A 20,736-nucleotide genomic window follows, 5' to 3' on the forward strand; every position below is an offset into this window, starting at 1 on the left:
AGCCCCGTGCGCCGCCACTATGGTGCGGCCGCCATGCCGCTGCTCGTCCTGCTCAGTCTCCCCTTCCTCGCGAGCCTCGTCGCGGCAACGGTTCCGACCCGCGCGCGCAACTGGAGCGCGCTGCTGGCCGGCCTCACCGCGCTCGCGTGCGCGGTGGTCACCACCCTGCACTTCCCCGCCATTGCCCGGGGCGAGGTGCTCCGGCAGCGCTTCGAGTGGGTGCCCTCGCTGGGGCTCGCGCTGGAGCTGCGGCTGGACGGCTTCGCGTGGATGTTCTGCATGCTGGTGCTGGGCATCGGCACGCTGGTGGTGCTCTACGCGCGCTACTACCTGTCCGCGGAGGACCCGGCCCCCCGCTTCTTCGCCTTCTTCCTCGCCTTCATGGGGGCGATGGTGGGCGTGGTGCTCGCGGGCAACCTGCTCCAGCTCGCCTTCTTCTGGGAGCTGACGTCCCTCTTCTCCTTCCTCCTCATCGGCTACTGGCACCACCGCAAGGACGCGCAGCGCGGCGCGCGCATGGCGCTCACCGTCACCGGCGCGGGCGGGCTGTGTCTGCTGGCGGGCCTGCTCGTGCTCGGCCACATCGTGGGCACCTACGACCTGGACACGGTGCTCGCCAGCGGGGCGCGCGTGCGGGCCCATGCCCTGTATCCGGTGGCGCTGGGGCTGATACTGCTGGGGGCCTTCACCAAGAGCGCGCAGTTCCCGTTCCACTTCTGGCTGCCGCACGCCATGGCGGCCCCCACGCCCGTCTCCGCCTACCTGCACTCGGCGACGATGGTGAAGGCGGGCGTGTTCCTCCTGGCGCGGCTGTGGCCGGTGCTCTCGGGGACGGAGTCCTGGTTCTGGCTGGTGGGCGGCGCGGGGCTCGTCACGCTGCTGCTGTGCGGCTACCTGGCGCTGTTCCAGAACGACCTCAAGGGCCTGCTCGCGTACTCCACGCTCTCGCACCTGGGGCTCATCACGCTGCTGCTGGGCCTCAACAGCCCGCTGGCCGCGGTGGCAGCGGTGTTCCACATCATGAACCACGCCACCTTCAAGGCGTCGCTGTTCATGGCCGCGGGCATCATCGACCACGAGAGCGGCACGCGGGACATCCGCCGGCTGTCCGGGCTGTTCCGCCTGATGCCCATCACCGCCACCCTGGCGATGGTGGCCAGCGCGGCCATGGCCGGCGTCCCGCTGCTCAACGGCTTCCTGTCCAAGGAGATGTTCTTCGCCGAGACGGTGTTCCTCCAGGCCAGCCCCCTGGTGGAGTGGGGGCTGCCGGTGGCCGCGGCGCTGGCGGGTGTGTTCAGCGTGGCGTACTCGCTGCGCTTCACGGTGAACGTGTTCTTCGGCCCCTCGTGCGCGGGGGAGGTGCCGCGCGTGCCGCACGAGCCGCCCCGGTGGATGCGGGTGCCGGTGGACCTGCTGGTCCTCGTCTGCATCGTGGTGGGCGTCATCCCGGAGGCCTCGGTGGGCCGCTTCCTGGAGGCCGCGTCACGGCCGGTGGTGGGCGGCACGCTGCCCGCCTACAGCCTCGCGGTGTGGCACGGCTTCAACCTGCCCCTGCTGATGAGCCTCGTGGCCCTGGCGGGCGGCGCGCTGCTCTACCTGCTGCTGCGCCGGCAGCAGGGGCGCGGCCGCGCGCTCACGGCGCCGCTGGTGGGGCGCGCGGACGGCAAGCGCCTCTTCGAGTGGGGCCTGGCCCGCCTCGCCCGGGCGGGCCGGTGGACGCGGCTGAACCTGCTCGGCGCGGGCCTTCAGCTCCAGCTGCTGGCGCTGGTGCTGGTGACGCTGGCCTTCGCCTGGAGCGCGCTGCGCGGGGGCGTGGGCACGGGCGACCGGCCCCTGCTGCCGTTCGCGCCGGCCTTCGCCGTGCTGTGGTGTATCGGCGGGGCGAGCGCGGTGGGCGCGGCCTGGCAGGCGAAGTACCACCGGCTGGCGGCGCTGATGCTGGCGGGGGTGTCCGGCATGGCCAGCTGCATCACCTTCATCTGGTTCTCCGCGCCGGACCTCGCCCTCACCCAGCTGACGGTGGAGGTGGTGACGACGGTGCTGCTGCTGCTCGGGCTGCGCTGGCTGCCGGCGCGCGAGCCCGTGCGCGGCGTCTTCAACCCCCGGACGCTGCGGCGCGCCCGCGTGCGGCGGCTCCGGGACCTGGCCGTGGCCGTCGCCGCGGGCAGTGGGATGGCCGTGCTCGCCTATGCGGTCGCCACGCGGAACTTCGCGCAGAGCCTCTCGCCCTTCTTCCTCGAGCGCTCCCTCCCGGAGGGCGGTGGCCGCAACGTGGTCAACGTGATGCTGGTGGACTTCCGGGGCTTCGACACGTTCGGCGAGGGCGTGGTGCTGGCGCTGGTGGCGCTCACCGTGTACGCGCTCCTGCGGCGCTTCCGGCCGGCGCCGGAGACGCTGACGCTGACGCCCCAGCAGCAGGCGCTCCCCCCGGACCTCCAGACGGACCTGCTCAACCCCCGCCACGCGCGTGACACCGCCGTGGGCTACCTCATGGTGCCGGCGGTGCTGGTGCGGCTGCTCCTGCCGGTGACGGGCGTGCTGGCCGTGTACTTCTTCCTGCGGGGGCACAACGAGCCCGGCGGAGGCTTCGTCGCGGGGCTGGTGATGTCGCTGGGGGTGGTGCTGCAGTACATCGTCTCCGGCACGGAGTGGGTGGAGGCGCACCTGCACATCCGCCCGCGCCGGCTCATCGCGGTGGGGCTCCTGCTGGTGCTGGGCACCGGCGCCGGCTCCTTCGTGGCGGGCTACCCGCTGCTCACCTCGCACACGTGGCACCTGGACCTGCCCGTGCTGGGGGAGCTGCACCTGGCGAGCGCCCTCTTCTTCGACCTGGGCGTCTTCTCGCTCGTGGTGGGCTCGACGCTGTTCATCCTCGTGGCGCTGGCGCACCAGTCGGTGCGGGCCCACCGCCGGCCGGAGGGCGAGTAATGGAGCTGGTCCTGGCGCTGGCCATCGGCGTGCTCACGGGCTCGGGGGTGTGGCTGCTGCTGCGGCCGCGCACCTTCCAGGTCATCATGGGCCTGACGCTGCTGTCGTACGCGGTGAACCTCTTCATCTTCAGCATGGGGCGGCTGGCCATCGACAAGGAGCCCATCCTCGTCGAAGGGGTGGCGCTGGACCTGGGCAGCTATGACGACCCGCTGCCCCAGGCGCTGGTGCTGACGGCCATCGTCATCAGCTTCGCCATGACGGCGCTGTTCCTGGTCATCCTCCTCGCCTCGCGCGGGCTGTCGGGCACGGACCACGTGGACGGTGAGTCATGAGCGGGTGGGTCGCGTGGATGATGCCGCACCTGATGGTGGCCCCCATCCTGCTGCCCATGCTGACGGCGGCGGTGCTGCTGCTGATGGGCGAGGGCCGGCGGCCCGTGAAGGCCACGCTCAGCGTGGGCTCGGCGGTGCTGGGGCTCGCGGTGTCGGTGGAGCTGCTGGGGTGGGTGGAGACGTGCGGGCGCGTGGTGTACCTGCCGGGCAACTGGCCTGCGCCCTTCGGCATCGCCCTGGTGGCGGACCGGCTGGCGGTGCTGATGCTGGTGCTGACGAGCCTGGTGGGGCTGTGCGCGCTGCTCTTCGCCGCCGCGCGGTGGGACAAGGCGGGCGTGCACTTCTACCCGCTCATGCAGCTGCAGCTGATGGGGCTGTCGGGCGCCTTCCTCACCGGGGACCTCTTCAACCTCTTCGTGTTCTTCGAAATCATGCTCGCCGCGTCCTACGGGCTGCTGCTGCATGGCTCGGGGCGGCCGCGGGTGAGGGCCAGCGTGCACTACGTGGCCATCAACCTGGCGGCCTCGTCCCTGTTCCTCATCGGCGCGTCCATGCTCTACGGCGTGACGGGCACCCTCAACATGGCGGACCTCTCCCTGCGCGCCGCCCTGGTCCCCGAGGGCGACCGGGGCCTGTTCCACGCCGCGGCGGGCATCCTCGCGGTGGCTTTCCTGGCCAAGGCGGCGGCCTGGCCCCTCAACTTCTGGCTGGTGCCCGCCTACACGGCGGCTACCGCGCCCGTGGCCGGCTTCTTCGCGCTGCTCACCAAGGTGGGCGTCTACGCGCTCCTGCGGATGTGGACCCTGCTCTTCTCCGAGGGGCCCTCCGCGGGAGTGGGGTCCGACGGGCTCTTGCTGCTGGGGCTGGTGAGCGGCGGGCTGGGGGCGCTGGGCATGCTGGGCTCGCAGCGGCTGGGGCACCTGGCCGCCTACAGCGTGGTGGTCTCCGCGGGCACGCTGGTGGCGGCGATGAGCTTCGGGCGGTGGGCGCTCACCGGCGGGGCGCTCTTCTACCTGCTGAGCTCCACGCTGGCCGCGGCCGCCCTCTTCCTGCTCATCGACCTGGTGGAGCGCTGGCGCAACTCCGGTGCCACGGTGGATGACGTGGCGCCCTTCCTCAACCCCAGCCTCCAGGGGGACCAGGCCTTCAACCTCGACGACGACGAGGAGCGGCTGGTGGGGCGGCCCTTCCCCGCGTCCACGGCGCTGCTGGGCCTGGGCTTCATGACGTGCACCCTGCTGGTGGCGGGGCTGCCACCGCTGTCCAGCTTCGTGGGCAAGCTGGGGATGCTGTCCGGAGCGCTCGGCGTGGAGAGGGACGGAGCCGGCGTGTCGTGGCGGGCGTGGAACCTGGTCCTGCTGCTGCTGGGAGGGGGCCTCGCGAGCCTCATCGCGATGACTCGCACGGGCATCCGCCTCTTCTGGTCCGCGCCCCCGCGCGAGCCCCCCCGGCTGCGGCTCGCCGAGGGGCTGCCGGTGGCGGCGCTGCTCGGGGCCTGCCTCGCGCTGACGGCGGGGGCGGGCCCGGCGATGGCGTACATGAACGAGACGGCCCAGGCCCTGCACGCGCCCAGGGCCTATGTGGACGCGGTCCTCGAGGAGCCCACCGTGACGCGGGGGCAGCGGCTCGGCGGAAGGTGCGTGGCGCCATGAAGCGGCTGCTCCCCTCCCCCGTCCTCTCCTGCGCGCTCTTCGGGCTCTGGCTGCTGCTCAGCCAGTCGGTGAGCGTGGGCACGGTGCTGCTGGGCGTGGCGCAGGCCCTGGCCTGGCCCGTGCTCACCGCGGAGCTGCGGCCCGCGCCGGTGCGGATGCGGCGGCCGGTGGCCATCGCGCGGCTGGTGCTGAACGTCGCCGTGGACGTGGTGCTCTCGAACTTCGCGGTGGCCCGCGCCATCCTCACCAAACGCGTCAAGGACATCCCCTCGGGCTTCGTGCACGTCCCCCTGGAGGTGAGGGACCCCAACGCGCTGGCGGTGCTGGCGATGATTGTCGCCGCGACGCCGGGCACCGTGTGGGCGGAGCTGTCGCTGGACCGCAGCGTGCTGCTCCTCCACGTGCTCGAGGTCCCCGACAAGGCCGTCGTCATCGAGACCATCAAGCGCCGCTACGAGCGGCACCTGCGGGAGATCTTCGAATGAGTCCACTGCTTGCCTGGGCGCTGCGCATCGCCGTCGGCTGTCTGCTGCTGGCCATGGGACTGGGGCTGGTGCGCCTGCTGCGCGGCCCCTCCGCGCAGGACCGGGTGATGGCGCTCGACAACCTCTTCGTCAACGCCATGCTGGTGATGCTGACGCTGGGGCTGAGCTACCGCAGCAGCACCTACTTCGAGGCGGCGCTGCTCGTCTCGGTGTTCGGCTTCGTGGGCTCCATGGCGATGGCGAAGTTCCTGCTGCGCGGCGAGGTCATCGAATGACGACCTCGCTCCCGCCCTGGGTGGACGTGGTGACGGCGGTGCTGGTGGTGACCGCCGCCCTGCTGGCGCTGACCGGCTCGCTGGGTCTGGTGCGGCTGCGCGGCTTCTTCCAGCGCGTCCACGCGCCCACGCTGGGCTCCACCGGCGCCTGCTGGCTGCTGACGCTGTCCACGGCGCTGCAGTTCTCCTTCGTGCGCGAGCAGTTCTACGTACACGCGCTGCTCATCGCCCTCTTCATCACCCTGACGGCGCCCATCACCACCGTCTTCCTGTCGCGCGCGGCGCTGTTCCGGATGCGCCTGGCCCGCCAGGACGTGCCCCCCTCCGTCACCGAGCAGCCCGCCCCCCCGCCGCAGGCTTGAGGTGGGGGGGCCCCTCCCCCGGCTGCCCCTGCCTTTGGAAAAGAAATCAGCACGCTGTCAGGGACGGATTTTCTCCGCGTCAGTCCCCCATGAAAGGAGCGGTGGCCATGACGACGACGACGCAGAAGAGCCTGATGAAGTCCCAGTATCCGAACACCAACCTCTGGCACAGCATCAACGTTGCCCTTCCGTGCATCCGGCCGGCCATCGCCCCGAGCTTTTCCGTGGGATTCCGCTCGTATCACGGCCACCCGCCCGACTCCTGCTGACGCACCCGCCGTGTCTCCGACACGCAGTGCCACGCAGAGGCCGGGCTCCCAACAGGGAACCCGGCCTTTCGTCTTTCCGGGCTCCCACCTCCTTCGGGGACGTAGAGCGTTAGAGGAGGCGCGTCGGCCTGTAGAGCCGGAGCCCGAGAGGGCCCGCTGGGTGCAACTCCCAGCGTCCCCATCACCGCGGTGTCAGCAGAAGCAGTGTCTTTTCTGGGTGTAGCTCAGTCTGGCCAGAGCGCACGGTTCGGGTCCGTGAGGCCGCAGGTTCAAATCCTGTCACCCAGATACGCAGTCGCAGTGCACGGGGTATGGCTCAAAGGCAGAGCTCTCGCTTGATAAGCGGGCGGTCCCGGTTCGAGTCCGGGTGCCCCGACTCCATGTTGGCCGAAGGCGATTGGTGAGCCACCGGATTGTGACTCCGGGGAAGAGGGTTCGATTCCCTCCGGTCAACCTGACAGCAGCTCTCTGACAACTGAATCGTTGTGGTGAAGCACGCCGCCCCAGCTCAGTACGGGCGGCGCGCAATACACCTCCGTAGCTCAACGGCTGAGCACCCGGCTCTTACCCGGGCGGTGAGGGTTCGAATCCCTCCGGAGGTACTCACGCGGGTGTCGTCCAGCGGCAGGATTTCGGTCTCCCATACCGACGACACGGGTTCGAATCCCGTCACCCGCTTCACACATACCAGGCTGGTCCAATGGCCTCAAGACGGCGGACTCTGACTCCGTAGATGCAGGTTCGATTCCTGCGCCTGGTGCTCTTTCTCGCAGCACATTCCTCGGTAGCTCAACTGGCAGAGCACACGGCTGTTAACCGTGGGGTTGGGGGTTCGAATCCCTCCCGGGGAGCTGATTCACATGGCCTGTTCCACCTGGGGTGGCAGCGGTCTGCAAAACCGCTCGGGGCGGGTTCGACTCCCGCACTGGCCTCTCTGTCTCGCAACACCGCAGCACCTGCCGGCCTGGCGTAGGTGGTCCGCGCGCCTGTCTGAAGCACAGGAGGACTCGGTTCGATTCCGGGGGCCGGCACTCGCAGCACGCAGCACGCAGTCGCAGCACCTTCATAGGCCGCGCTCCGGGGAGCAGCATCGACTCCAAATCGAAGCCAGCGGGGATCAACACCCTGGCGGCCTGTCTCAACCGCTCCTGTAGCTCAGCTGGTAGCAGCACCGGTTTCGTAAACCGGGGGTCGTCGGTTCGAACCCGACCGGGAGCACTCGTAGCACCGCGGTGCAGTACTGGGATCATGGCTCAACGGGAGAGCGCTCGGTTTGCACCCGAGACGTCCGGGTTCGAATCCCGGTGGTTCCACTCATCGCCTCTGTAGCTCAGTGGATGAGAGCGCACGGCTCCGAACCGTGAGGCCGCAGGTTCAATTCCTGCCAGAGGCATTGCAGTCCATACGCTTCCGTAGCTCAGTGGATTCAGAGCGGGCGCGTCCTAAGCGCACGGTCGCAGGTTCGAGTCCTGCCGGGAGCACACGTCACGTCTTTCATGCGGAGTGGAGCCGGCTGCTCCACCGGGTCTCATAAGCCTGGATTGCAGGGTTCAACTCCCTGCTCCGCAACTCTCTCATGCACGCCGAGCCAGCTGGAGACGGCAACGGTCCCACATACCGTCCTCGCCGGGTTCGATCCCCGGGGCGTGCACTCTCAAGGACTCCATGCCGGAGTAGCCCAATTGGTAGAGGTGCCAGGTCGAGAACCTGGAGGTTGCGGGTTCGACTCCCGCCTTCGGCACTCGCAGTCGTCGTAGCCGCAGTGCGTTGTCAGTGGTTCGTCAGAGGAAGCTCCCGAAGTCCGTCCGCGTAGCCCAAACGGGAGAGGCCGCCGGCTCAAACCCGGCCAAGTGCGAGTTCGAATCTCGCCGCGGATACAACCCGAGAGGCGCCGTGTCATGGAGACGCTGGTACTGAGTCAGTCCTACGAGCCCGTCGCGCGGGTCCCCTGGCAGCGCGCGGTGATGTTGATCTTCCAGGGCAAGGTCGAGGTGGTCGAGGAGTACGAGGACCGCTTCGTGCGCTCGGTGACGGTGGCGGTGCGCATGCCGTCCGTCATCCGGTTCATCCGCGGGCTGCGCAAGGGCCCCAAGGGTGTGAAGTTCAGCCGGGAGAACGTCTACCTGCGCGACAACTGCCGCTGCCAGTACTGCGGCCTCAAGGTCTCCCGGCCCGAGGCCACGTATGACCACGTCCTCCCCCGCGCGCAGGGTGGCAAGACGTGCTGGGAGAACGTCGTCATCGCGTGCGTGCCCTGCAACCAGAAGAAGGGCAACCGCACCCCGGCGGTGGCGAAGATGGCGCTGCGCAGCACGCCGGTGAAGCCGAAGAAGGTTTCGGACGCCCTGCACCTGACCTTCATGTTCGAGAAGGGCATGCCCACCTCGTGGGCGAAGTTCCTGGGCGACATGGCGTACTGGCACGTGGAGCTGGAGGAGTGAGGTCGCGGGTGGAAGGGGGGCCGCCAGAGGTGGCTCCCGCCCCCGCTCCGTCCCGGGACGGAGCACGTCGGGGGTAGGGGGTACCGCCAGAGGCGGCCTCCCGCCCCGCGCTACCTCCCCGCGCGCCGGCAGGCGGGAGCGCTGCTGCCGGCAATTTTCCTGGAAGGTCGACACCGAAGGTCGGTGGCCCGTCTCGAAAGCGGTGCGGGCGCCTCGGCGCGCTCGGGGTTCGAGTCCCCTGCCTTCCTCTTTTTCTTTTGGAGCATGCGGGCCGGGTGGCCGGCCGCCTGGTTGGAAGCCAGGAGGGCCCTTCGGGGCTCGTGGTTCGACTCCACCCTGCTCCGCTCTCTCTTCGTCCGTTTCATGGAAGTTGGACTGGTGATGGCGCCAGGCCCCGCTGCTAACGGGTGCGAGCCGGACTTCCGGCTTGAGGTTCGAGTCCTCCGACTTCCGCTTCCCCACCCTCCAGGGCCATGTCCATGGCCCGGGTGTGCGCCGGGTGACGGCGGGCTGACCCCGCCACGCAGCATGGCCGCGGGCCTCGCCGTCCCTAGCCTCCCCACCACCGGGACTTCCCGGTCGTGGGAAAGGAAGCACAGACATGAGGCACTTGCGGATGGGCCCTGGGTGGGTGGCGGGGGTGGCGTGGCTCGCCGTCATGGGCGGCGTCGCGCTCGGCTGCGGGTCGCAGGGCGCCCCGGTGCGGACCGGTGATGACGAGCAGGCCCAGGTCCCCGTGGGGACCGAGGACCGGGAGCGCATCGAGCGGGGCCTGATTCTCTCCCCGGTGCCCCTGAACCTGACGGGACTGGACCGCGACCTGGTGGGGCTCGGCAGCTACCTCGTCAACGCCACGAGCGGGTGCAGTGACTGCCACACCAACCCACCCTATCTCCCCGGGGGAGACCCCTTCCTGGGAGAGCCGGAGCAGACCAACAGCGCGAACTTCCTCGCGGGTGGGCGGCCGTTCGGCCCCGGCATCGTGTCCCCCAACCTCACGCCGGGCGCGGAGGGGCTGCCGGCGGGACTCACCTATGAGGCCTTCGTGGCGCTGATGCGCACCGGCCGCACGCCGGGCGGGCGCATCCTCCAGGTGATGCCGTGGCCCGTCTTCTCGAAGATGCGCGATGCGGACCTGCGGGCCATCTACGAATATCTGCGAGCCATCCCCCCGGCCCAGCCGGGGACGACGCCACCGCCCACGCCGGGGCCTGGACCCGGCCCCTACCCCTGAGGCAGGCCGCTCGCCGCCGGGCCCTGTGTCCCCGGGCCTGGAGCCTCTTCGGGATTGCGCGCTCACCACAGCGGTTCAGCAAGGTTAGAGTGCGCCCGCGAGGGGGCGTCCGACGACATGGCGACGAGGAAGAGCGAGGACCAGGAGCGTCTCATCGACCGCGACCTCACCGCGCTGGGCCGCGAGGGCAAGCTCCCGGCCGCGCACGGGGTCGACGCGGCCGTGACGGAGGTGCTCGGCCTGCTCACGCGGGGCGGCAAGCACCCCCTGCTGGCGGGCGAGCCCGGCGTGGGAAAGAGCGCGCTCGTGCAGGAGGTGGCGCGCCGCATCGCCGAGGGGCGCGTGGACGCCGAGCTGTCCCAGGCACGGCTGGTGGAGGTGTCCGTCGCCAACATCCTGGCGCGCAGCACCCAGCGGCAGGCGGCCGAGAGCTTCGAGGAGCTGCTGTCGCACCTGGGCCGGCACTCCTGCCCCATCGTCTACATCCGTGACCTCCCGGCGGCCCTGGGCGGGCCCCTGGCCCCCGTGGCCGTGCGCGCGCTGCGCACCGGCGGCCTGCGCTTCATCTTCGAGACGGAGCCCAAGCGCGTCCAGGAGCTGCTGCGCTCGGACGAGGCGCTGGCCGAGCGGCTCCACCTGCTGCCCCTGCACGAGCCTCCGCTGGAGAAGGCGCGCTGGGTGCTGGGCCGCGTGGCCGAGGAGCTCGAGAAGGAGCTGCGGCTGCCCATCGACCCGGCGGCGTGTGACCTCGCGCTGCGCCTGTCGGCCAAGTTCCTGCTCGCGCAGCGGATGCCGCGCAAGGCCATCGAGCTGCTCAAGGAGACGGCGGCGGAGGCGGCGGGCGCGGCCAAGGACCACGTGGGTCCCGAGGACGTGCTCACCCGCTTCTGCGCCGCCACGCGCCTGCCACGCTTCGTGGTGGACGACGCGATGCCGCTCGATTTGGACGAGACGGAGCGCTTCTTCGGCGAGCGGCTGCTGGGGCAGACGGACGCGGTGGGCGCGGTGCTGCGCTCGGTGGCGCTGCTCAAGGCGGGCCTGAACGACCCGCGCCGGCCGCTGGGCGTGTTCCTCTTCGCGGGCCCCACGGGCGTGGGCAAGACGCAGCTGGCGAAGCTCCTGGCGGAGTACCTCTTCGGCTCGGCGGACAGGCTGGTGCGCCTGAACATGGCGGACTACCCCAACGACGGCGACGAGAGCGTCCCGTTCGGCGCGGCGTGGGCCCCGGCCCTAGAGACGCGGCGCGGCGAGCTGAGCGCGCTCCTGGACGGCAAGGTGTTCACCGTGCTGCTGCTCGACGAGTTCGAGAAGGCGGCGCGCAGCGTGCACGACCGCTTCCTCCAGCTCTTCGACGAGGGCACCTTCGTCAACGGCGCGGGCGAGACGGTGTCGTGCAACAACACGCTCATCGTCGCCACGTCCAATGTGGGCGCGGAGGTGTACCGCGAGTCCGGCCTGGGCTTCACCATCCACAAGCGCACGGAGGAGATTGTCTCCGAGGTGGACCGGCGCATCGGCGAGGCCTTCCGCCCGGAGTTCCTCAACCGCTTCGACGCCATCTGTCACTTCCGGCCGCTGTCCAAGGTGGACATCCGCAAGATTGCCCAGCGCGAGGTGGGCCGCGTCCTGGAGCGCGAGGGCATCCGCGCGCGCTCGCTGGACGTGGAGGTGACGCCCCAGGTGGTGGACCTCCTGGTGGAGCGCGGCTACTCGCCGCAGTTCGGCGCGCGCTACCTGCAGCGCGAAATCGAGAAGACGCTCACCGCGGCGCTCGCGGTGGAGATTGCGCGCAAGCCGCTGCCGCCGGGCACGCCCGTGCGGGTGGAGGCGCGGCCCCATGGCCGGGTGGTGGCGGTGGCCGAGCCTCCGGCGGCGGCGCCGTCACCCACGGCGCAGCTGTTGCTGCCGTCCGCGCGCGCGGCCCCGGTGAAGCGGCGGCTGGACCGCAAGTCGCTCCTGTTCGAGATGGACCGGCTGGTGGGCAAGACGCGCGCGCTGGCGGTGTCGTCGGGCCGGCCGGAGCTGGAGCTGCGGCGCGCGGCGCTGCTGGCGGAGACGCAGGCGCCCAACCTCTGGGACGACCCCACGCGCGCGGCCGAGGTCATCCGGGCCTTCCGCACGGTGGAGGCGCACCTCAACGAGCTGGAGCGGCTGGAGGCCGCGTGCCTCTTCGCGCGGCGGCTGGTGCGCGAGGCGAAGAACGAGGTGCAGCTCGCCTCCGCGGCCAGGCAGGTGGAGGACGTCGCCCGCGAGGTGCAGATGGCGGAGGCGCTCCACGCGTCCGGGTCCACGCAGCAGGACAACGAGGCGCTGGTGGACATCTGCGCCAGCGACTCGGCGGAGCTGCAGGAGGCGTGGGTGCAGGAGCTGGCCACCATGTACCTGGGCTGGGCGCAGCGGCGCGGCTATGACGCGGTGGCCGTGGCCGAGGCGGAGGAGCCCGCGCGCGTGGTGGTGCGCATCATCGGCCCGGGCGCGTACGGCTTCCTGGCGGGCGAGGCCGGCATGCACCGGCGCCTGGAGGAGGAGAAGCGCCAGCGCGCCTACGTGCGAGTGCACCGCGGCGGCGAGCTGTCGGAAGAGGAGCGGGAGCTGCTGGACGTCCAGGGCCGGCCGGTGAAGAGCCACGAGGGCTCCTACCTCCAGCGCGTGCGCACGGAGGTGACGGTGCGGGACGAGAGCACCGGGCGCATCCTCACGCTCACCGGCGCGGGCGAGCTGGACGAGCTGAAGACCATCGCCGCGCGCGTGGTGGCCGGCCAGGGCGGCTCCACGGACGAGGCCCGCCGCTACTACGTGGGCCGCAGCGCCCGCGTGGAGGACCCGCGCACCGGCGCCGGCAGCCCGCGCGTGAAGGACGTGATGCGCGGCGAGCTGGACGTGTTCATCGCCGCGTGGATTTCCCGCCCGCCCGCGGAGCCCCCCGCCACGGGGAGCTGAGCCGGGAGAAGCGAAGGGCGGGAGCCTCGTGGGGCCCCCGCCCTCCTGGCGAAGCGGCGTGCTACCAGGTCAGCTCGAAGGCGTGGTCCGCCCTCGAGTTGTTGTCCTCACGCAGCTCGGCGTGGCCGTGGTGCGGGTCGATGATGGCGCCCAGGAAGTAGGCGCCCGCGCCCTGCCCCGCCGGCGGCGCATGGGCATTGCCCGACAGGCTCAGCGTCGTGCACTGCCCCGCCGCCAGTGCGCCCAGCTGCGTGGAGCCGACGGGGTACTGGTCCATGGACATCGGGCCCGGGCCTCCCGCGGTGAGCGTGGTGTCCAGCGAGATGTACAGCTCCACCATGGGCCCGCCGTAGGTGCCGTCGACAGGCGTCGTGCCCTGGTTGCACACCTCCACCGAGGCGGTGAAGACCGCGCCATGCTGCACGCTGGAGGGCGCCGTCACCGACGTCACCACCAGGTCGGGCCGGCTGCCCACGCCCATCAGGCCGCCGACGGTGACGTTGTTGTCCTCGCGCAGCTCGGAGATGGTGGACGCCGTGTCGATGGCGGCGGCCAGGTAGAAGGCCCCGTCATCCCACGCCGGGTCGGAGAGCAGGTTCGCCGCGGCCGGCACGGCCACCGTCACGCACTGCGCCGGCGCGAGCGTCCCCACGTCCAGCGAGCCCACCAGCACCTGGTCATTCGGCGGGTACATCGGGCCCGGGCCGCCGGGCACCGGCACCGTCACCGACGTGTCCAGGGACAGGTACAGCTCCAGGTGCCCGTTGACGTACGGGTGGTTGCTGGGCTCCGTGCCCTGGTTGCAAACCGTCACGTCCGCCGTGAAGGCCCCACCCCGCTGAACGGCAGGCGGGCCGCTCACCGCGGTCACGACGAGGTCCGCGTCGTTGCCCACGCCCATCAGGCCGCCCACGGTGACGTTGTTGTCCTCGCGCAGCTCCTGCTCGCCCTGGTGGGCGTCCACGATGGCGCCCAGGTACCAGGCCCGGGGGGCACTGGAGCCGTAGCCGCCATGGGCAGACGCCGGGACGGTGAGCGTCACGCACTGCCCCTCCATGAGCGGCATCACGTCGATGCCGCCGACGAGCCACTGCACGTCCGGGTTCTGGGAGCCCGGCCCCGGCTCAGGGAAGGCCAGCTCGGGAGTCCGGGACTGGTACAGCTCCAGCCGGGTCTGCCCATACCAACCGCCGGAGCCGTACGTGCCCTGGTTGCAGACCTGCACGGTGGCGTTGAAGGAGTCACCGGGCCGCACGCTGGCGGGGCCGCTCACCTCCGTCACCACCAGGTCCGCGCGGAAGCCCACGCCCACCAGACCGCCCACGAGGCTGTTGTTGTCCTCGCGCAGCTCCTGCTCCGTCGCCTGGGTGTCGATGGTGGCACCCAGGTACCAGGCCCGGTCCGAGTATGGCCCCGGAGGCGGCTGGGCGTTGGCCGTCAGGACGCGCGTCACGCACTGGCCCGGCTGCAGCGACGGCAGGTAGTCGGAGGCCACCTCCTGCTCGTCCGTCGTCGGGTACGGATTGGGGCCCCCGGTCGACGGCACCGCGAGCGTGTCATCCGCGGACAGGTACAGCGCCAGCCTGCTCTGGCCATACCAGCCGCCGGAGCTGTACGTGCCCTGGTTGCACACCGTCACCGTCGCGGTGAAGGCGTCACCATGGCGCACGCTCGGCGGGCCCTGCACCTGCGTCACCACCAGGTCCGCCAGGTTGCCCACGCCGATGAGGGTGCCCACGGTGACGTTGTTGTCCTCGCGCAGCTCCTGCTCGGACTGGTTCGGGTCCACGATGGCGCCCAGGTAGAAGGCCGTCTCCAGCCCGCCGGGGGCCTGAGGGTACGGCGGAGACGCGTTGGCGCTCACCGTCCGGGTGACACACTGGCCCGCGGCCATGGGCGGCAGCTCCACCGAGCCAATCAGCCGCTGGTCATTGTCCGGGTAGCTCGGGCCCATCGGCGGCGGCGTCACCGTCGTGTCGCGAGACAGGTACAGCTCCACGCGCGGCTGCGAGTACCAGCCGCTGGTGGTCTCCGTGCCCTGGTTGCAGACCTTCACCGTGGCGTTGAAGGAGTCGCCATGGCGCACGCTGGCCGGGCCGCTCACCTCCGTCACCACCAGGTCGGACCGGTGGCCCACGCCCATCAGGCCACCGACGTGGAGGTTGTTGTCCTCGCGCAGCTCCTGCTGCGCCTGGAACGCGTCGACGAAGGCGCCCAGGTAGAGCGGCTCGTCTGCCATGGCGTCCTGCGGCCGCTGCGCCGAGGCATTCACGGTGAGGCTGGTGCACCTCCCCGCGCCCAGCTCCTGCACGGGCACCGTCGCCACCGTCCGCTGGTCGGTGGGCATCGTGCCCGGGCCCGACGTCGAGGGAGGCGTGAGCACCGTGTCCCGGGACAGGTACAACTCCAGCTGCGCCTGGCCATACCAGCCGCTGGTGGCCTCCGTGCCCTGGTTGCAGACCTTCACCGTGGCGGTGAAGAAGTCACCGGGCCGCACGCTCGGCGGGCCCTTCAGCTCCGTCACCACCAGGTCGGCGCGGTGACCCACGCCCATGAGCCCGGCGATGTGGACGTTGTTGTCCTCGCGCAGCTCCTGCTCCACCTGGAAGGCGTCCACGATGGCGCCCAGGTACAGGGCACCGTCGGGCTGCGTGCCGTGAGGCAGGCTCGCGTTCGCGTTGAGCGTCTGCGACTCGCACTCTCCCGGGTACAGGGTCCGCACGCTGGTGGAGGCCACCATCCGCTGGTCCAGCGGGTTGGTGCCCGGGCCCGACGTCGGGTGGAACTTCAGCGCCGTCGTGGTGGACAGGTACAGCTCCAGCTGCGCCTGGCCGGACCAGCCGCCGCCAGAGGGGTCCGTGCCCTGGTTGCACACCGTCACCGTCGCGGTGAAGGTGTCACCGGGCCGCACGCTCGGCGGGCCCTTCAGCTCCGTCACCACCAGGTCGGCGTGGGTGCCCACCCCCATGAGCCCGGCGAGGTAGACGTTGTTGTCCTCACGCAGCTCCTGCTCCGTCTGCGAGACGTCCACGATGGCGCCCAGGTAGAAGGCGCCCGCCTCTCCCATCGCGTCCGGCGGGAAGCCGGCGTAGGCGTTCATCGTCAGGGGCACGCACTGCGTCGGGAAGAGGTGCGGCACGCCCACCGAGGCGAGCAGCCGCTGGTCCGTGGCCTGCTGCGGGCCCGGGGCCGACGGCGTGGAGAACGTGAGCGCCGTGTCCATGGAGACGTACAGCTCCAGCTGCGGCTGGCCGAACCCGCCGGTGGCCTCCGTGCCCTGGTTGCACACCGTCACCGTGGCGGTGAAGGTGTCGCCCGGGCGCACGTTGGCGGGCGCCTTCACGTCCGTGACGACCAGGTCGGAGCGGTGGCCCACGCCCATCAATCCGCCGATGAAGACGTTGTTGTCCTCGCGCAGCTCCTCCTCCTCACGGAACACGTCCACGATGGCGCCCAGGTAGAGCGCGCCCTCGCCGCCCATGGCGTCGGGAGGCACGGAGGCGTAGACGTTCTGGGTGCGCGTCACACACTGCCCCGCGCTCAGCGAGGGCAGGTCCGCCACGCCAATCGTCCGCTGGTCGGTGGGCATCGGCGCCGGGCCCGAGGCCTGGGCGTGCGTGAGCGTCGCATCCAGGGACAGGTACAGCTCCACCTGGAGCGTCTGGCCGTACCAGCCCCCGGTGGACTCCGTGCCCTGGTTGCACACCTCCACGGTGGCCAGGAAGGAGTCACCGCTGCGCACGCTGACGGGGCCGCTCACGCGCTTCACCACCAGGTCAGGGCCGTAGCCCACGCCCATCAGGCCGGCGACATGGACGTTGTTGTCCTCGCGCAGCTCCTGCTCGGACTGGTACGGGTCCACGATGGCCGCCAGGTAGAAGGCGCCGTCCCCCTGCGCCGCCGGAGGCTGGTCCGCATGGGCCTGCACGCTGCGCGTCACGCACTGCCCCGCGTCCAGCCAGGGCAGGCTCACCGAGCCCAGCAGTTGCTGGTCGTCGGGCATCGGCATCCCGGGGCCCGAGCTGGACGGAAGCGTGAGCGCCGTGTCCGAGGACACGTACAGCTCCACGACGGGCTGGCTGTAGCCATTGGCGGACTCCGTGCCCTGGTTGCACACCGTCACCGTGGCGGTGAAGGTGTCGCCCGGAGCCGCGCTGGCCGGCCCCTTCAGCTCCGTCACCACCAGGTCGGCGCGGGAGCCGACGCCGAGCCTGCCCGCGACGTGGACGTTGTTGTCCTCACGCAGCTCCTGCTCGGACTGGTTCGGGTCCACGATGGCGCCCAGGAAGTAGCCACCGTCGCCCTGCGCGTCCGGAGGCAGCATCGCGGAGGCCGGCAGCGTCCGTGTGATGCACTGGCCCGCGTTGAGCGACTGCACGCTCAGCGAGCCAATCAGCCGCTGGTCCGTGGGCAGCGGCATGCCGGGCTGCGGCGCCGTGAGGCTGTCGTCCAGGGACAGGTAAAGGTCCACCTGCGACTGGCCAAAGGAGCCCGAGGACTCCGTGCCCTGGTTGCACACCGTCACCGTGGCGGTGAAGGCGTCACCGGAGCCCACGCTGGCCGGCCCCGTCACCTGCGTCACCACCAGGTCGGCGCGCTGGCCCACGCCCACGAGCCCGGCGACGTGGACGTTGTTGTCCTCGCGCAGCTCCTGCTCGGACTGGTACGGGTCCACGATGGCGCCGACGTGATACGCCCCGTCACCCTGCGCGTCCGGAGGCAGCTCCGCGTTCGCGCTCACCGTCCGCAGCACGCACTGCCCGGGGTTCAGCGACGGCAGGCCCAGCGAGCCCACCCGCCGCTGGTCCGTGGGCATGGGCCCGCCCGGCTGCTGCACCGTGAGGCTGTCATCCACGGACAGGTACAGCTCCAGCTGTGCCTGGCTGTAGGAGCCCGAGGACTCCGTGCCCTGGTTGCAGACCTCCACCGTGGCGGTGAAGGACTGGCCCTGGCGCACGCTGGCGGGGGCCTTCACCTGCGTCACCACCAGGTCGGGGCCGTAGCCCACGCCCACCGGCTCCGAGACGAGGACGTTGTTGTCCTCGCGCAGCTCCGTCAGCGACTCGAACGCGTCGGCGATGGCGCCCAGGTAGTACGCCCCATTGCCCTGCGCATCCGGCGGCAGCGCGGCCGACAGCTCCAGCGTCTGCGTCAGGCACTGCCCCGGGTCCAGCGGGGGCAGGCCGGTGCCGTAGAGCATCACCTGGTCCGTGGGAGGCGGCATCCCCGCCCCGGGGAACGAGAGGCTCTGGTCCGTGGAGAGGTACAGCTCCAGCGAGGACCAGCTGCCATAGGTCTCCGAGGCCAGGGTGCCCTGGTTGCACACCGTCACCGTGGCCTTGAAGTACTGGCCGGGCCGGATACTCGGAGGAGCGTGCAGCTCCGTCACCACCAGGTCCGGTCCGTACGCTTCCAGGGAGCTGGAGCGCGACGCGGGTCGCGGCTCCTGGGCGGGTGGGCTCCCTGCTCCTTCACACCCCGCGCCCGTGAACAATCCCATCAACAGCCACAGAGGCGTGGCTCTCGCTACCGGCTTCTTGCGTTGCATGTCTCTCCCGATTGCCGCGTCAGACGGGCACGCCGACGACGGCGCGCGCTGAGTCCTGACGCTTGCCCAGCCTCCTAGCAGGCAGGCTGGAATGGGGAGAAGCACGCCACGGGTCGCGACCTTCAGGCCGGGTGAAGACAGCTCACGGGAAGGTCACGGTGTGTCAGGCGACGAGCCCTTTTTCGGCAGCTCGCCGGAGCAAATTCCGTCAGCGGGTGCCCACCGCTGACAAATTGTGTCAGCGAATGCGACCAGCCACCCTGGTTGGTGGGCTCTCGCGCTGCGCCGAGGCCATGGACTGCTCCAGCTTTCTCGCGCTCTGCGGGAAGGGACCGCTCGCCACCTCCTGCCCGCTGGGGCTCAGCACCTTGGCGAAGACCTGCTTGAAGCCCTTCTGCAGGCCCACCGCCTTGTGCGGCTCGCCCTTGGAGTCCGCCACCATGAACAGCGACGACTCCAGCTCGGCCGGCACCGGCTGCCCGTGCTTCTTGAACACGTCCCGCATCAGCTCGAGCGACTCGCGGTGGCTCTTGCGAATCTCGCCCTTCGCCATGCCCTTGAAGAGGCCGGGCACGTCGCGCAGGTCGACGCGGACCACCACGATGGGCTTCTCGCCGCGGATGTCATAGATGAACTGGTACGCGTGCTGACGCAGCTCGTCACGGGTGCCCTTGTTGGCATAGAGCACCACCGTCGGCCGTCCCTGGCCGATGGGTACCTGCTTGCCGAAGACGTCTTCGAGCCCGGCGGCCTGGGCGGGGAGAGCCCCCAACAGAGCCAGCAGACATCCGAGCGCGGCGAACTTCCTCATGTGGCGTATCCCTTTCGTGACGAACTGCCAGAGTCATCACGAACACCAGGAGCCCACTCGCAGAATCCCCGGGTGAGTTTCGCCTCACGTGAAGCGCTCCTGTCCTCCGGGCCATGCCTCGGGGGCGCGCCTGGTCGATTGCCCAGCATCCCGGACCTCTGCTATCGCGTCGCCGCCGAGCGCCCCACGAAGGCGGCGCCCGCGAGGGGGCTTCATGTCGCGACCGTGCAAGGGGTTGAGAGGAATTGTCTCGCTGATGCTGGCGGTGCTGGCGGTGCCGGCTTCGGCGGCCAATCCGTTCGAGCAGGGGATGGTCACCATCACCCTGGATGACGGCTGGGCCACGCAGTACACGAAGGCGCGGCCGGCGCTCAACTCGCGCAACATCGACGCCACCTACGCCCTCGTCACGCAGGCGCTCGCCCAGAGCTGGGGCGGCTACATGACGACGGCGCAGGCGCGGACGCTGGTGGCCGAGGGCAACGACATCGCCAGCCACACGCTGACCCATCCGGACCTGACGACGCTGTCCTCCACCCAGCTCACCTCCGAGCTGCAGGACTCGCAGGCGTGGCTGGTGAGCAACCTGAGCGTGCCCGCGGTGCCCCACTTCGTGGTGCCGTTCGGCCTCTACAACGGCACCGTGCTCACGGCCATCCGCCAGAGCTACGCCAGCAGCCGCACGGTGAGCGGCGGCCGCAACTTCCGCGACACCATCGTCTACGAGCTGCGCGCCAACGACGTGCACCGCGCCGTGACGGTGAGCACCGTGCGCGGGTGGGTGGACCAGGCCCTCGCCGAGAAGAGCTGGCTCATCCTCGTGTTCCACGAGTTCGTGGACGGCACGCCCACGCGCGACACGCAGTACAAGACGGCCAACTTCGCGGCCATCCTCGACTACATCAAGACGAAGAACCTGCGCACCGTCACGCTGGCGCAGGGCGTGGCGCTGATGGAGGGCCGCACCCAGCCGGACCCGACGGCGGGCCTGCCCATCTACACGGACGGGCTGGAGACCGGCTTCGCGGACTGGAGCTGGGCGGACCACGCGCTCGACGAGGCGGGCGTGGTGCACGGGGGCTCCGCCTCCATCCGCTTCGAGCCGGACGCGTGGGCGGGGCTGATGTTCCACCACTCCGGGGTGGACCTGTCCCTCTACCAGTCGCTCGAGCTGTGGGTGCACGGCGGCACCACGGGGGGACAGGCCGTGCAGCTGGTGCTCCACGACGGCACGCAGGCACTCGGGGCCGTCTCGCTGGACACGGCGCTGGGTGCGCCCATCGCCGCGGGCACGTGGCAGAAGGTCACCATTCCCCTCGCCAGCATGGGCGTGACGGCCGGCACGCTGGTGGACCTGTACGTCCAGGACGTCTCGGGCGCGGACCAGGCCGCGGTGTACCTGGACGACATCGCGCTCGTCCCGTAGGGGCTTCCGCTCGCGAACGGGGCCTTCGCG

At 70.7% G+C, this 20,736-nt stretch carries 13 protein-coding genes and 18 tRNA genes; 29 read left to right on the plus strand and 2 right to left on the minus strand.

Annotated features, from left to right (window positions below):
- Positions 1-6 precede the first annotated feature (6 nt).
- The 28 genes from LXT23_RS15930 to LXT23_RS16065 all read left to right on the plus strand — a co-directional run bounded on the left by LXT23_RS15930 (position 7) and on the right by LXT23_RS16065 (position 12,921).
- Positions 7-2,928 carry a monovalent cation/H+ antiporter subunit A gene (locus LXT23_RS15930; protein WP_253981022.1) on the plus strand — a complete coding sequence of 974 codons (2,922 nt, stop codon included), beginning with the start codon at positions 7-9 and terminating at the stop codon, positions 2,926-2,928.
- Positions 2,928-3,263 (plus strand): Na+/H+ antiporter subunit C, encoded by a 336-nt coding sequence (locus LXT23_RS15935; RefSeq protein ID WP_253981023.1) that lies wholly within the window; start codon positions 2,928-2,930, stop codon positions 3,261-3,263. The genes LXT23_RS15930 and LXT23_RS15935 overlap by 1 nt, the downstream gene beginning before the upstream one ends.
- Positions 3,260-4,915: a monovalent cation/H+ antiporter subunit D gene (locus tag LXT23_RS15940; RefSeq protein WP_253981024.1), complete on the plus strand. Its 1,656-nt coding sequence runs from the start codon at positions 3,260-3,262 to the stop codon at positions 4,913-4,915. The genes LXT23_RS15935 and LXT23_RS15940 overlap by 4 nt, the downstream gene beginning before the upstream one ends.
- On the plus strand, positions 4,912-5,400 hold the full coding sequence (locus tag LXT23_RS15945; protein ID WP_253981025.1) for a Na+/H+ antiporter subunit E: 489 nt from the start codon (positions 4,912-4,914) through the stop codon (positions 5,398-5,400). The genes LXT23_RS15940 and LXT23_RS15945 overlap by 4 nt, the downstream gene beginning before the upstream one ends.
- The gene (locus LXT23_RS15950; protein WP_253981026.1) at positions 5,397-5,675 is read left to right on the plus strand and encodes a K+/H+ antiporter subunit F; all 279 of its coding nucleotides are present in this window, start codon (positions 5,397-5,399) and stop codon (positions 5,673-5,675) included. Before LXT23_RS15945 ends, LXT23_RS15950 begins: the two co-directional genes overlap by 4 nt.
- Positions 5,672-6,037, plus strand: a complete 366-nt coding sequence (mnhG, locus tag LXT23_RS15955; protein ID WP_253981027.1) for a monovalent cation/H(+) antiporter subunit G — start codon at positions 5,672-5,674, stop codon at positions 6,035-6,037. The genes LXT23_RS15950 and mnhG overlap by 4 nt, the downstream gene beginning before the upstream one ends.
- Before the next feature lie 107 nt (positions 6,038-6,144).
- Positions 6,145-6,306, plus strand: a complete 162-nt coding sequence (locus LXT23_RS15960) for a hypothetical protein (RefSeq protein ID WP_253981028.1) — start codon at positions 6,145-6,147, stop codon at positions 6,304-6,306.
- Positions 6,307-6,401: 95 nt separating this feature from the next.
- Positions 6,402-6,487 (plus strand) — tRNA-Tyr (locus LXT23_RS15965).
- Between the two features lie 32 nt (positions 6,488-6,519).
- Positions 6,520-6,594: transfer RNA gene (locus LXT23_RS15970), tRNA-Pro, on the plus strand.
- A gap of 17 nt (positions 6,595-6,611) precedes the next feature.
- Positions 6,612-6,682: transfer RNA gene (locus LXT23_RS15975), tRNA-Ile, on the plus strand.
- 7 nt (positions 6,683-6,689) lie between these two features.
- Positions 6,690-6,760 (plus strand) — tRNA-His (locus tag LXT23_RS15980).
- Positions 6,761-6,837: 77 nt separating this feature from the next.
- A tRNA-Lys gene (locus LXT23_RS15985) sits at positions 6,838-6,908 on the plus strand.
- A gap of 5 nt (positions 6,909-6,913) precedes the next feature.
- A tRNA-Gly gene (locus LXT23_RS15990) sits at positions 6,914-6,984 on the plus strand.
- 8 nt (positions 6,985-6,992) lie between these two features.
- Positions 6,993-7,066: transfer RNA gene (locus LXT23_RS15995), tRNA-Gln, on the plus strand.
- A gap of 18 nt (positions 7,067-7,084) precedes the next feature.
- Positions 7,085-7,157, plus strand: a tRNA-Asn gene (locus tag LXT23_RS16000).
- Positions 7,158-7,264: 107 nt separating this feature from the next.
- A tRNA-Phe gene (locus LXT23_RS16005) sits at positions 7,265-7,337 on the plus strand.
- A gap of 113 nt (positions 7,338-7,450) precedes the next feature.
- A tRNA-Thr gene (locus LXT23_RS16010) sits at positions 7,451-7,524 on the plus strand.
- A 24-nt stretch (positions 7,525-7,548) separates the two neighbouring features.
- Positions 7,549-7,619: transfer RNA gene (locus LXT23_RS16015), tRNA-Ala, on the plus strand.
- A 6-nt stretch (positions 7,620-7,625) separates the two neighbouring features.
- Positions 7,626-7,699 (plus strand) — tRNA-Arg (locus tag LXT23_RS16020).
- A gap of 13 nt (positions 7,700-7,712) precedes the next feature.
- Positions 7,713-7,787: transfer RNA gene (locus tag LXT23_RS16025), tRNA-Arg, on the plus strand.
- Positions 7,788-7,803: 16 nt separating this feature from the next.
- Positions 7,804-7,875, plus strand: a tRNA-Met gene (locus LXT23_RS16030).
- Positions 7,876-7,973: 98 nt separating this feature from the next.
- A tRNA-Leu gene (locus LXT23_RS16035) sits at positions 7,974-8,047 on the plus strand.
- Between the two features lie 62 nt (positions 8,048-8,109).
- Positions 8,110-8,183, plus strand: a tRNA-Leu gene (locus LXT23_RS16040).
- A 21-nt stretch (positions 8,184-8,204) separates the two neighbouring features.
- Positions 8,205-8,747: an HNH endonuclease gene (locus LXT23_RS16045; RefSeq protein WP_253981029.1), complete on the plus strand. Its 543-nt coding sequence runs from the start codon at positions 8,205-8,207 to the stop codon at positions 8,745-8,747.
- A gap of 161 nt (positions 8,748-8,908) precedes the next feature.
- Positions 8,909-8,995, plus strand: a tRNA-Ser gene (locus LXT23_RS16050).
- 11 nt (positions 8,996-9,006) lie between these two features.
- Positions 9,007-9,091: transfer RNA gene (locus LXT23_RS16055), tRNA-Ser, on the plus strand.
- Positions 9,092-9,348: 257 nt separating this feature from the next.
- On the plus strand, positions 9,349-9,981 hold the full coding sequence (locus LXT23_RS16060; RefSeq protein ID WP_253981030.1) for a cytochrome C: 633 nt from the start codon (positions 9,349-9,351) through the stop codon (positions 9,979-9,981).
- A gap of 117 nt (positions 9,982-10,098) precedes the next feature.
- Complete coding sequence (locus tag LXT23_RS16065; RefSeq protein ID WP_253981031.1) at positions 10,099-12,921, plus strand: AAA family ATPase; 2,823 nt, start codon at positions 10,099-10,101, stop codon at positions 12,919-12,921.
- A 61-nt stretch (positions 12,922-12,982) separates the two neighbouring features.
- Here the strand turns inward: LXT23_RS16065 and LXT23_RS16070 are convergent, their stop codons facing one another.
- Positions 12,983-18,469 carry a CARDB domain-containing protein gene (locus LXT23_RS16070; protein WP_253981032.1) on the minus strand — a complete coding sequence of 1,829 codons (5,487 nt, stop codon included), beginning with the start codon at positions 18,467-18,469 and terminating at the stop codon, positions 12,983-12,985.
- Between the two features lie 238 nt (positions 18,470-18,707).
- The gene (locus tag LXT23_RS16075; RefSeq protein ID WP_253981033.1) at positions 18,708-19,280 is read right to left on the minus strand and encodes a hypothetical protein; all 573 of its coding nucleotides are present in this window, start codon (positions 19,278-19,280) and stop codon (positions 18,708-18,710) included.
- 214 nt (positions 19,281-19,494) lie between these two features.
- Here LXT23_RS16075 and LXT23_RS16080 point away from each other — a divergent pair, with 214 nt between their 5' ends.
- Positions 19,495-20,706 (plus strand): polysaccharide deacetylase family protein, encoded by a 1,212-nt coding sequence (locus LXT23_RS16080; protein WP_253981034.1) that lies wholly within the window; start codon positions 19,495-19,497, stop codon positions 20,704-20,706.
- Positions 20,707-20,736: the final 30 nt, after the last annotated feature.

The organism is Pyxidicoccus xibeiensis (assembly GCF_024198175.1).
GTDB classification, from domain to species: domain Bacteria; phylum Myxococcota; class Myxococcia; order Myxococcales; family Myxococcaceae; genus Myxococcus; species Myxococcus xibeiensis.